This window comes from Thalassomonas actiniarum (assembly GCF_000948975.2).
Lineage (GTDB): Bacteria > Pseudomonadota > Gammaproteobacteria > Enterobacterales > Alteromonadaceae > Thalassomonas > Thalassomonas actiniarum.
Map to the genome: position 1 here is coordinate 4,506,085 of NZ_CP059735.1, position 12,668 is coordinate 4,518,752.

A 12,668-nucleotide genomic window follows, 5' to 3' on the forward strand; every position below is an offset into this window, starting at 1 on the left:
ACGCTGAACCAACACCTTGAAGTGGACCGGCTATAAATAGCAATAAACCCGAACCCGGTATTATCCGGGTTCAGGTTGCTCAGCCGTTAGTTAGCCGCGCATTACCAAGCCTAAAACGTGCCCCTGACACCCAAGGAAATACGACGGCCGCTATCAACAATATCTAACAGCTGATTAGAGAAGCGTCCGCGGCTATGGGTATATTCCTCGGTTAGGTTAATGCCTTCGACAAATACCGTCATCTCGTCCGTCAGCTCATAACTGGCACTGGCATCCCACTGGGCATAATCTTCAACATAAGTGACACCGTCACCACCTCCCTGGCTCAGGCTTTGTAAGAAAGTATCCCGCCAGTTATAGGCGATACGCCCCTGGAACGACCCCTGTTCATAAAAAGCCACCAGATTAAGTGAGTCGCTTAAACCCGTCACCGCAAAGACCTGGGTAATATCGGCATTGTCTAATTCGGCATCGCTATCAACGATAGTGGCATTGGCAATAACGCCAAAGCCGGACTCACCAAAGGTATGCTGCGCGGCAAACTCCCAGCCGTCAACAATCGCCGATTCACCATTTTCAGGTGCGGTGTTGGTAAATACCGCCACGCCATCGTCCGCATCCGGGGCGCTGACATCGCTGCCGGTAGAAGGATCGGTTAATAAACTGCCGTCTTGTGTGGTAAAAGTACGCTCTTGCTTAACATTGGTAATAAAATTCGCCACATGTTTTCTGAAATAACCGGCAGAAAGGTAACTGGCCTGGTCGTAATACCATTCCAGTGACAAATCCAGGTTGTCTGAGATAAAGGGGATCAGCTTAGCATTACCACTGGATGACTGTAAGTTGCCCTGACGCACGGTATCGAGCTTAGTTATAGGCCTTAAGCTACTCAGAGTTGGTCTGGTCAGGGTTTTGGAAACCGCAGCACGGGCAAGGAGATCGTCGGTAATTTCCAGTTTGACGCTAAAGTTAGGTAAAATTTCATCGTAACTGCTCTTTTCACTAAAATCAGTCGTTGGCCCGTAGGCCGCTAACATTTCGGTGGCATCGAGAATCGATAAACTTTGCACATTGGCCTGGCTGGCGCTCACTTCTACGTCGGTACTTTCGTAACGGAAACCCGCAGTACTGGAAATGAACATACCGGCCACTTCCCCTTCAAAGTCCAGCTCCAGATAGAATGAACTGGTTTCTTCTTCCACTTCAAAGGAGTTGGACGTTTTCACCGCATCAAAATCGACCCCTTCGACACTGCCTAAATAATCAAACAAGGCCTCACCGTCAAACGATAACCACTGGGTCGGGGTGCGGCCACTGCCGCTGACGTCGCTTAAAAAGTCATCACCGGCATCGAAAATTTCCTGCTCGAATGCGCTGACATCAGGGAAGTCCTGGTAATTACAATAAGTACAGTGAATACCGCTATTGGTATTATTCCACTCATTGACGGTTTTCGTTTCGCTGGAGAACATCACGCCAAACTTGGCGGCGGCAAAACCACTGTCGCCATCGGCGGTCCAGACACCGTCCCATTTCACCTGGGTAATATCGTCTTCCACTTCGTTGCCGCCGCGGATCATGACATGGGCGCCGCTGTTGGCGGGATCTAAATAATCGGACACCCCTTGAGGGGGCACATAATCCGGGCTATTGGGATCTTGTACCACACCATCCGCTTCCTGCTGTCCACTATAAATACTGCCATCGGCGTCGGCGAAGTTACTGTAATAGGGCAAGATATTATCATCCAGCGTCCATTGCACCCGGTTGGCATATCCCAGCAGCGCCAGTGAGCCGCCACGGCCGTTATTGGCATCCCGGGTGGCATTGGAATGGCTGATATCAAACTGCATATTAAGGTTATCGTTAACCTCCCAGTCAAGATTCAGACCGAATGATTTCGACTCTGTCAGCCGATCGGCTTTTTTCGCATGAAAATCTGTCGCTAAACCCACCTCCTGATACATGTCGGTGACGGTACCATTTTCATCGACAATCACGTTTTCGACATTGTTGGCGGAAAACCAGTGACCATATGAAGTGGTATCTGATTTAACATCAAAGTCTGAATATAAAGCATCTGCGGTCACCACCAGGTTATCCGCCGGGGCATACTGCACCACCAGGTTGGCATTGGTACGTTCACGTTTTTCTGTGGTTACCAGGGAATCAAAATTCTGTGGGATAAAGACGTTGCCGGTATAAAGTTCGCCGGAGGCCGTTCTTGGCGTACCGCGGACAAAATCAGAATTTTCCCGCCAGCCCGCCGATTGCGCCCGGTTTAACCGGGTTTCACGCTCCAGGTAAGAAACCGCCAGTAAAACCCCGAAAGTTTCCTCATTAAAGGTATTACTGATTAAACCCGAGACTTGGGGGGTAGTTTCTTCACTGTTGCCGTCATAAATAGCTTTAACGCTACCGGCGGCTTTAAAGCCACCGACGGCGAAAGGCTTAGCGGTGTTAATGTTGACGGTAGAGCCGATACCGCCGGATTGCAGCGTGGCGGTTGACGTTTTATGTACATCTAAACTTCTGACCATTTCCGCGGCGATGGTATCAAAACTGAAATCACGCCCGGCATCTTCAGAGGCCTGCTGGCGGCCATTCACCAGCACGGTATTAAATTGCGGGCCAAAACCACGAACGGTGATTTTTTGTCCTTCGCCGCCGGATCTGTCGATGGAAACACCCGAGATACGCTGCAATGATTCCGCCAGGTTGGTATCGGGAAATTTACCGATATCTTCTGCTGAAATGGAGTCAACAACCCCGCCCGCTTCACGTTTGGTATCCATGGCGCGACCTAACGCACCTCTTATTCCCCTCACTTCAATGACTTCGGTTTCTTTCACCTGAGTCTCGGTTTCTGCCATCGTTGGTGTTGTTGCTACCGTGCCTAATACCGCTAACACCGAACTTGCAACCTTATTTTTTTTATAATGCGCCATGTCGTTATTTCTCTCAAAACTGGGATCTATCAAAATAGATAACTGCCCACTTTCGCTAATATCCGTTTTAAGGCCGGTATCTTTAAGCAAGATATTGAGTGCCTCCATAACCGAATATTTTCCCGACAAGGAATTCGTTTGTTTGCCCGCCATTTTATCCAGAGGGAAAAGCAAAGTAATATCCGCCTGTTCGGCAAAATTAATTAGCGATAAATCGGCTCTTTGTCTGGGAATATTAAAAGTAACGTTTTCCTGTAACTCTGCCGCATTAGCCCGATTGGATAAGCTAAAAACCATGACAATACAGATAAAATGTCGTGATAACTTTCGATATTTCCCCGGTATGGATTTACGCCATACATAAAACAAAGACGACTGGCCTTTTATTTTCCTCCATAGGAATTTATTAATTATTTCGGCTACTTTTTTTGAGAAAAAAGACATTCTGGTATTTTTTAACACCTAATTTTTATAATGCTTGTCGTAATATTCTATTGATATAGGCCGCCAGGGATAACAAGATAAGCAACTGAAAAATATCATCAAAAAAGAAGGTTTCTTTCCCTGCTCTGCTTATCTTTAGCTAAGCTTACGCCTATATCAGCTAAGACCATATGCAACTCCACTATGAATTACAACCGTTAAGCGATTTCCCTGAGGACGGCGCTGGCATTTATATTTGCCGTAGATCTGATACGCGCAAACAAGTAGGCTTAGTAGAAAAATAAGCCAGACGAAAATAGCCAAGAGAACATAGCGAAGATAAATAATTAAAAAAAAATCATTCTCTATGGCGGATTTTTTTAGCCGAATCGTCTTTATAGGTATTAACCCAAAATGTTTACCGAAATAAGACGCTTAAGTAAGACCTTAAATGAAACGAAGTCATAGTGTATCAGCAAGCATCAGCGACCTGTTCAGTGAACTTAAATGAGCTTAAAAAAGTAAAGAGCGGAGCCTGATGTCAAACGATACCGTGTTTTATAAAATATATTTAGCCTCGAGGAAAAGTATTTCCCGGCTGGTGTCGCGCATTGTCCCGCCACACGAAATAGAAGATATTGTTCAGGAAACCTATGTCCGTATTTGCCAGATTGAACACAAAGAAACGGTTAGCTCACCAAAATCGTTTATGTTCAAAACGGCGCGCAATCTGGCATTAGATTATCAAAAGCAGGCGAATGTTAAACGGCTTGATAATGTTGATGATATTCAGGTCTTAGAGCAGTTATTATCAGATGATAACAAAGACGAAATGTATGAAAGCGCCCTGACCGACAGCGAGTTTTCACATTTTTGTGAAGCGGTCAGGTTATTACCGCTGCAGTGTCGTAAGGTCTTTGTATTAAAGAAAGTTTATGGTTATTCTCAGCGTGAGATTGCTGAACAATTGAACCTTAGTGAAAGTACCGTGGAAAAACATATAGCAAACGGCATGAAACGTTGCGCCCTCTTTATGCGGAAAATAAACCATCAGACGCCGACCGTAACAACGGCGTCAGCAAAGAACATTGCCGGAGGATCTTATGAGTAATATTCATCAGATTCATGAACGCGCCCAAGACGAAGAACAACGCCTGGATGCTGCCAGTGACTGGATAGCAAAATTAGACCGGGGTTTATCACCCGGGGAGCAACAGCAGTTAAAAGCCTGGTTAGCCCAAGACGTGCATAACACCGCGGTACTGCTTGAAATCGCACAATTATGGGACAAAATGGCCGAACTCAGTCGTCTGTCGGATATCTTTCCGCAAGCGCCGGTTAAAAAGAAGAAAAATGCCCCCTGGCTGGTATCCATTGCCGCCTCGCTGGTGTTGGCGTTCGGTTTTTATCTCGGCAAGCAGACCTTTTTCCCTGCTCCGCTGGAATCACCTTCTGCTGTGGTGGCTATTCAGGCAAGTTATCAAACCGGCATAGGTGAAAGTAATACCATCAACTTACCCGATAGCAGCAAAATAGTGCTTAATACCAATAGCTTCGTCCAGGTAAAATATACCGAAAACGCCCGTATTATCGAGCTGCAACGTGGCGAAATTCATATTGATGTCGCACACGATAAATCCCGTCCGTTAAGTGTTATCGCCGGCGGTGAAATTATCCAGGCGGTAGGCACCGCCTTTAATGTCGAAGTGCGCGATGAACTGGTGGAGCTGATTGTCACCGACGGCAAGGTATTGGTCGCCAAAGAGGAAAAGTCCTCATTAAATGCCTTATTAGATAATGACCTCAAACAATTGGCGAAACGATTGCCGCCAAACGCCATGCTGATCTCTAAAGGGGAGAAAATCAACTTAGATGTCACCGGAAAAAGCCAACAAGCCAAAGTCAAAATAGACCCGGTTGAGATCGCCGCCAGCTTGTCATGGCGAAATGGCAACCTTATTTTTCGGGGTGAGTCTTTAGCTGAAGCCATGGCGGAGATAAGCCGGTATACCCAAATAGAATTTGAACTCGACAGCGATAAAAACCTTGAGCAGATACAAGTGGCCGGTATGTTTAAAACCGGGGATGTCACCGGGTTGCTGGATGTACTGAGCAGGAACTTTAATATCAGTTATGAAAAAGTGAGTCACGATAAAATTTTCCTGAAATACGCAGGTTAATTATCAAGACGAAACCATAAAAAACTCCCTTAGATCGTACCATACGATTCCCCATTATGATGAATAATGGGCTTTTTATATTTTACAGGTCACGGTTTTAACATTAGATAATAATAAAAGGATAAAGATTAATGAGCACACAAACTTCCTCTGATGGTTTACCCGATACCTTGCAACAAACAGAGGAAATTCAAGGATCATTCTTATATGTATTTTTTATCTCCTCAGTGGCGGCCATAGGCGGTTTTCTCTTTGGTTTTGACTCAGGCGTGATAAACGGCACAGTATCCGCGTTAGGTAAGACCTTTAATGCCAATGATGTCGCGACCGGTTTTAATGTTGCCTCGGTACTATTAGGCTGTGCCTTAGGCGCCTTGATGGCTGGCCCGGTAGCCGATCGTTTCGGGCGCAAGCCGGTGATGATAGTTACTGCCATTATTTTTGCCGTCAGCGCCTTTGGCTCAGGTATCTCAGATACGTCGGCTGAATTTATTTTTTATCGTTTGTTGGGGGGGCTTGGCATAGGCGCCGCCTCGGTATTAGCACCCGCTTATATTGCCGAAGTCGCTCCCGCCGCTTTACGTGGCCGCTTAGCAACCCTACAACAATTAGCCATAGTGCTCGGCCTGTTTGCTGCTTTTTTAAGCAACTACCTTATTGCCTCCAAGGCAGGTAGCGCCGAAGCAAGTTTTATCCTTGATTTGGCCGCCTGGCGCTGGATGTTCTGGGTAGAGCTTATCCCCTCTTTACTGTTTTTAACCGGGGTTATTTTTATACCTGAATCACCCAGGTATTTAGTGGCCCAAGGCAAAGTAGAAAAAGCCCGCAATGTCTTTAAGCGCATAGCAAACGGCACCCAAGACGAGCAAATTGCGCAAGTAAAAACGTCCTTACACGGCAATAAAAAACCAAGCCTGGCGGATCTCTTCCTTGAAGGACAGAAAAAAATTCATCCGATAATCTGGATCGGGATCGCCTTATCGGTATTCCAGCAATTTGTCGGCATCAATGTCGTCTTTTATTATGGCGCCGAGCTGTGGCAAGCGGCGGGGTTTGATGAGTCCCAATCATTATTTATTAACGTACTCACAGGCACCACCAATATCCTGTCAACCTTCATAGCCATCGCCCTGATCGACAAAGTCGGCCGCAAGCCGTTATTGCTGGTCGGTAGTGTCGGCATGTTTGTTTGTCTGGGAGCGCTAACCTTTATCTTTGGCACCAGCGGTTTTGATGCCGCAGGTAAACTGGCCTTGACGGAAAACATGGGCACCCTGGCGTTAATTATGGCCAACTTATTTGTGGTATTTTTTGGTTTAAGCTGGGGCCCGGTGGTTTGGGTGTTACTGGGTGAAATATTTAATAACCGCATTCGTGGTGCAGCCCTGGCAGTGGCGGCTAGCGCCCAATGGCTGGCAAACTTCGCCATCACCATGACTTTCCCAATAATACTAGCCAGTTTCGGATTGGCGGGAGCCTATGGTCTGTATGCGGCATCCGCCTTAGTCAGCATCTTCTTTGTGGTGAAATACATCAAGGAAACCAAAGGAGTATCCTTGGAAGCCATGTAGCTTAGCCTTCAACCTGGGGCTTCCAGCCCTTTTGATTCTATTCTAGTCACATAAAACAAGCAGTCATTGATGGCAATATCTTTGATGACTGCCCTCATAAAAGCCCGCTAACGGAAAATCCCCCTTACGATGAGGCATGACAGGAATTTCAGCGTGCCGCTCACAGGTGACAGCCGAAACTTGCTTGATATCGTTACCCGCAGCGATATTTCACGCACTACGATCAAAAATGAACAGCTGGAGTGTTGGGTTTAAACTTAAAAACTATTGAAATTTAATAATGAACTGATTACTTCCTATGATGAAATAACCTGATTTATCAACTATAGTCGTTTTCACTAAGTGAATATCAATGGAGGATGTTCTTTTGTTTAACAAAAATAAGTTTTATTCATATCAATTAGTTCCAACTCATCAATCTCAAATTATTACCAGTCGAGCCGACGTTAATATAATTTCTGCACACCACAAAGGGCCGTATTATGTTTGGTCTGTTTAAACGACATGAGGTGGAAATGTCACCCGAGGTACGTGGACGCATCACCAATGGCGACAAGCCTGTCGCTGGTATAGAAGTGGTACGTAGTCTTATGTATGAAGGATATAAAAAAGGAAAAGAGCAAAAAGAATACGCATTAACCGATACCAAGGGACAGTTCTCATTTGAGAAAAGAATCATAAAATCACGACTACCCGGGGATATGTTTGGGGCAAACATGCCTGTTATGCAATCCATTTATATCGAAAAAGATGATCCCAAAGATCAAGATGACCACTATTATTTTCTTTGGTCTACAAGCAAGAGCTGGCGTTCAATTCCCCCACTATCAGAACTAATGTTACAGCTTAATGCCGATTTACAAAACAAAGAAGTCCATCATGAAATTAACGCTGGAAATTATGGAGGACGTCAGAGACACCCTGTTATTTCAATATGTTACTGGAAGGGGGAGCTAATTTCGACCTATTTTAACAATGAGTTGATTGCTTCTTATGATGAAGTAATTTGACTTTTTTACTACGAAATAAAGATATTATTTTAAGGACAAAATATGACTGAAATTTCACCTTCGGTTGCTTCAGATCTTGCGGCTGCCGCATACAGTATTAAGGGGCCGGTTCCGAAAGGTTTCATTTTACCGCTTAATGCTGAGACAAGGAAGCATTTCAAATTTAATCTATCAGAACATATCTATACCGGTACTTCAGGCGGCTTTTTCTGCCGCCAGACAACAGGCTTTGTTTTAATCGGCCAAGGCTATAGCCGGGAGCATAAAAACGATCATGTAATAGCTATCCGCGGCACGGATTCATTAGCCGATGCCCTCACCGACATTACCTACCATAGCTGTAACAGTGATAACGGCGCTTCGGTACATACCGGTTTTCAAAGTACATTTGCTTCGTTCAGATCCGGCTTAATGGCCTATTTCAACCAACCGGGTCTCTTTAACGGCAACAGTATTATCCATTGTGTCGGCCATAGCCTGGGGGCGCACTTGCATCCTTAACCGCAGACTGGATTAAAACAGAATTTAAAAGAAATGTTTATCTCTACACCTTCGGCGCTCCCAGGGTTGGTAAAAAAGACTATGCCATTAATAACAGTGTCCGGGTGAAAAAAATGTTTCGTTGTGTTCATGGCGCAGATCCTGTACCGAAAATGCCGGTATGGCCCTTTTACCATGCCCCTATCAATGGCCATGAATACATATTGTCCCGTGCCCAGGGCATAGATCATAAAGCTCACCTTATGGGAGATAGCCCGGGCTATATTAACACCGCAAACGTTAACGACTGGGAAAGCTTACATTGCCAGGCCGCCTGTTCCGCCAGTCAGCGGGTGGTGCCCAACTACCAAAACCGCACTGAAAGTACCTATTCAAGCTTTTGGGCCGACAAAATTGCCGCAGCGTTAATGACGGTAATGATAGACGGCGGCGCCACAACCATTATCGCTTCTCTTCAGGCCACGGGCGCCACCATAGGTACGGTATACGACATCATGGCCAGGGCCTTGGTTGATATCTCGAAAATCGTCGGCATGGAAAAACAACTCAAAGGCGTATTAGGCTATATGCTGGTTTTTGCCGGCAAAAGTGCCTATATACCGATTGAATTTACCTATAAATTTATCCGCTGGGTATTCACTGTCACTATCGCCCGGTTACAAAAAGCCGCAAAGCTGGCGCTAAAGCAAAACAATTAGAAACCGACTAACCATTATCAGTGATACGGCCTGTTAATCCCAATCGCAGCAAGCCATAAAGATACCGGATATCAATATGGGACGTCCACAAGTTGCCCCCAAAGATCAGTATGAAAGAAAGGTTCTGCTCAGCAACTTATTGCAATACGGCCTTTTCCCGGAGTTTATGGTGCGCTGTTTAACTTCTACTGTGCGCACAGAACTGCCCTTATTGAATATTAAGGGCGGCGAGTTTCAAGATCATCGAATTTGTGGGATAAGGCCTAAAGACTGTAGCTGCCACATTCCCGACATTAGGTGGCTGGCACTTAAAGCGAATTTGGATTAGATTTTGTATCGATAATGCCACAATAAGCGGCTTAGTAATCTTTGGCTAAAATAAGCGACAAAGGAGCTATTGACGCTATAGTTTCTTGTTAGAGTCCTTTGCAGACAAAGCTAATTTTTGTGTATGAGTTAGCAAACTAACATCTCCAACTTTACCATGCCCGGGAACAACTAATTTGATATCAGGGTAACGATTAATGACTTTCTGAATAGAGTTTGACCATTCACCAATAACAGCATCCCCAGTATTACCTAAACTTTTAGCGTGCAGACTTTTAACAAAACAACCGCCGAATAATATTTTTTCCTTAGGCACCCAAACAACGATATTATCTTCTGTATGTCCTGCTCCCGGGTAAAAAATACTCACGACACCATCAGCTAATTCAAATGTATTACTTGATATTTCGTCACTGGACGTTTCTTTTCGGTTTGATTTAAGCAGTTTGTTGGTTAGTGATGTTGCATAAGTTTTTATTTTTAGATCATTTAAAAGTGGTAAATCGCCGCTAGCATCTTCATGAAAATGAGTAACAACAGTGTTTTTTAAAGTTAGCCCTTTAGCTTCAATCCACTCAATTAATTCTTTAGTTCCCTGAGTTGTCCAAGGAGTGTCAATCATATGTACTTCAGTACCATTAATAACAACGAGACCTGATGCCTCTACTAACCCCCATGGTTTAACCCTTTTAAATGAAATATGCTGATAGACGTTATCACTTAATTTTTTAATTTTAAGTTGTTTGACACTTTCATTATTTGCAAAAACAAGACAAGGAACAAGGAGTATAAGTAGAATAATTGATTTCATAGTTGAGTAGTCTCTAATGCCCCACTAACGGGGAAGTAATAGAAGCGATGCCGGAGCAAGAACCAAGTGTTATTTGTTCCGGTTTAAACCGGTACCTATAACCACTTACTATGTTGCGCCCTTTTAGTGAGGGTTAGTATATCTTTAAGCTTTACTGGAACAATGTTCAAGTCATGATGAATTATGGCAAAAGATGGCAACTTAATATGCAGAGGGATTAGTAATACAAGATGAGTTAATTTATCAGAAAATGTATTGAAAAAACATTAAGGCTAATGTCCCCACTGCGCACTACTTCGACATTAGAGTTATATTAAGACTTAATAGAAAGCTTGCCCGTTAACATCCAGGAAAATACTGTTTACGGCATACTAGGCAAGCTGCTGCATCAGCGTTGAGACACAGCAGCTTGGCTTCTTTTAGCCGTAATTACCCGGTTTATTCCTCCGTTATTTAGCTTGCCTGCCTAGATGTGATGATAAGCTCACCTTGATTTACCCTAATACTGATCTTTTGCCCGATGGCAAAGCCGGCCAACTTAAGCCACTTTCCCCTGAGCACAATGCAAGGTTCAAGCTTTACCGGCACATAGTTAATACCTACGCCGCGGGTTCTCGCTGCCGTGCCGCAAATGGTTTCCTGTACGGTAAGTTGCCGATAAATGGGATATTTTACTTTTGCCGAGCCTGGCTCTGACGTATGATGATATTCAGCCATGACGTACTCCGTTTAGTTCGTTGTGGTTAGCGACCTCTGGGTGTAGTAGCACTCAGGGGTTGCGACTTGAGCTGTTGCCTAAAGCGCAACAGCTGGTGAATTAACAATCTGGAATGGGTGCTCTCCTTAATTGGATGGATCGCACTATTAAATAAAGACCTTTTAGCTGGATAAATCAACAGCAAGGGGGCTTTTTTTTGAAAGAAATTTGAGGAAAAGGCTCATAGATAAGCTGTTATATTTATTAGGAAATATATGGCTGATTATTGACTGCTAATGTCATAAATGCACACGAAGCGAGCTTACAAGCAACTTAATTAATTCCGAACCTACTAAGTGAAGGCAAAGGACAGTTGCTGCCACAGAGCGGCTTTACCCAGATTGCATTATCCAATTATGCCAATTAACATTTAGAATGTGACATAGATGCCCATTCTCTAGAACATAGTCTCTTAACCTGTTCAATGTCACTGATAAAGTGATTCCAAGCACGGCTACATTGCTCAACTATGTCTTCATAATTTTCAAAGCATCGGTTCGCGAGCTCTCTTTGCCTTAACCATTGCCAAACTTGCTCTATTGGGTTTTAACTCCGGAGAATATGGAGGCAACTTTATTATCGTAATATTGTGAAAATCTTCAGCAAGCCTTTCCTGATGCCATGCGGCGCCATCAACGATAATGACTGCATGGCGACCGGGTTTGATTCGTTTAGAAATTAACGATAAATGGGCTTTTATAATGTCCGTATTCACTAAGGGTGCTATCAAAGCTTAGGTTGCACCTGTTGACGGACATAGTGCGCCAAATAAATATGCATATTTAAACTGCTGCTGTTTCACAGCACGAGGGCGAGTGCCTTTTTCTGCCCAAATGCGGGTTGTTGTATTTTGTTGGTCAAACCTTGCTTCATCCTGAAACCACACATCCACGCGTTCAAGTGCTATATGCCCAGGGATCTTAAGGATCGTTTCTATTTGGAATTTTTTAAAACCTTTCTGTGCCTGTTCTGATTGCTTTGGCTGACAAGAGCGACTTGTGATCCAAGCTAAATTCAGTCGCTTTAACAAGCGATAGATATGTGTTAACGAGTAATCTAATTGAAAATGCCCTGCAACATACAATTGAATGTCTTTGCCAACCAGGCGACCACCATCGGCTTTTATTGCATTATCAGTGATATAAAGCTTAAGATTATCCATTTGTTCCGCCAAGATGATAGATTGCCTTCCTTTGTAATCATTACCAAGACCACTTAACCCTTTTAGCTGAAAGCACTTAACCCAGTTGCTAACCGTAACACGCCCCACTTTTAGGTAACTTGCGGTATCTTGATAATTGGCCCCATCCTGGATATGGGCTAAAGCGAGCAATCTTATACGAGTTCGTGGGTTAGCTTCTTTATTCGCTAGAGATTTAAAATCAAAATCTTGTATATCAAACAACTTCGTTCAGCCATGATAGGTCAATGAAAAATGAACA

Annotated in this window: 8 protein-coding genes and 2 pseudogenes; 6 read left to right on the plus strand and 4 right to left on the minus strand. The window is 44.2% G+C overall.

Annotated elements, in window-relative coordinates; translation table 11 throughout:
- Positions 1-110: 110 nt before the first annotated feature.
- Positions 111-2,948 (minus strand): TonB-dependent receptor, encoded by a 2,838-nt coding sequence (locus SG35_RS19550; RefSeq protein ID WP_044832035.1) that lies wholly within the window; start codon positions 2,946-2,948, stop codon positions 111-113.
- Between the two features lie 961 nt (positions 2,949-3,909).
- Here SG35_RS19550 and SG35_RS19555 point away from each other — a divergent pair.
- The 6 genes and pseudogenes from SG35_RS19555 to SG35_RS19580 all read left to right on the plus strand — a co-directional run bounded on the left by SG35_RS19555 (position 3,910) and on the right by SG35_RS19580 (position 9,331).
- A complete protein-coding gene (locus SG35_RS19555) occupies positions 3,910-4,482 on the plus strand; it encodes an RNA polymerase sigma factor (RefSeq protein WP_044831995.1) in 573 nt (190 codons plus the stop codon).
- Positions 4,475-5,551, plus strand: a complete 1,077-nt coding sequence (locus SG35_RS19560) for a FecR family protein (RefSeq protein ID WP_053042915.1) — start codon at positions 4,475-4,477, stop codon at positions 5,549-5,551. Before SG35_RS19555 ends, SG35_RS19560 begins: the two co-directional genes overlap by 8 nt.
- A gap of 131 nt (positions 5,552-5,682) precedes the next feature.
- Positions 5,683-7,122, plus strand: a complete 1,440-nt coding sequence (locus tag SG35_RS19565) for a sugar porter family MFS transporter (protein ID WP_084692628.1) — start codon at positions 5,683-5,685, stop codon at positions 7,120-7,122.
- A gap of 482 nt (positions 7,123-7,604) precedes the next feature.
- The gene (locus SG35_RS19570) at positions 7,605-8,132 is read left to right on the plus strand and encodes a DUF6795 domain-containing protein (RefSeq protein WP_044831996.1); all 528 of its coding nucleotides are present in this window, start codon (positions 7,605-7,607) and stop codon (positions 8,130-8,132) included.
- 42 nt (positions 8,133-8,174) lie between these two features.
- Positions 8,175-8,737 (plus strand): annotated as a pseudogene (locus SG35_RS19575) (lipase family protein); the annotation flags it as partial.
- Positions 8,738-8,746: 9 nt separating this feature from the next.
- A complete protein-coding gene (locus SG35_RS19580) occupies positions 8,747-9,331 on the plus strand; it encodes a hypothetical protein (RefSeq protein ID WP_236702551.1) in 585 nt (194 codons plus the stop codon).
- Positions 9,332-9,734: 403 nt separating this feature from the next.
- Here the strand turns inward: SG35_RS19580 and blaVMB are convergent, their stop codons facing one another.
- The 3 genes and pseudogenes from blaVMB to SG35_RS19595 form a co-directional block, all read right to left on the minus strand.
- Entirely contained in the window at positions 9,735-10,469 is a 735-nt protein-coding gene (gene blaVMB, locus SG35_RS19585; RefSeq protein ID WP_044831998.1) for a VMB family subclass B1 metallo-beta-lactamase, read from the minus strand.
- Between the two features lie 453 nt (positions 10,470-10,922).
- Entirely contained in the window at positions 10,923-11,186 is a 264-nt protein-coding gene (locus tag SG35_RS19590; RefSeq protein ID WP_044831999.1) for a SymE family type I addiction module toxin, read from the minus strand.
- 403 nt (positions 11,187-11,589) lie between these two features.
- Positions 11,590-12,622 (minus strand): annotated as a pseudogene (locus SG35_RS19595) (IS630 family transposase).
- Between the last annotated feature and the right edge of the window lie 46 nt (positions 12,623-12,668).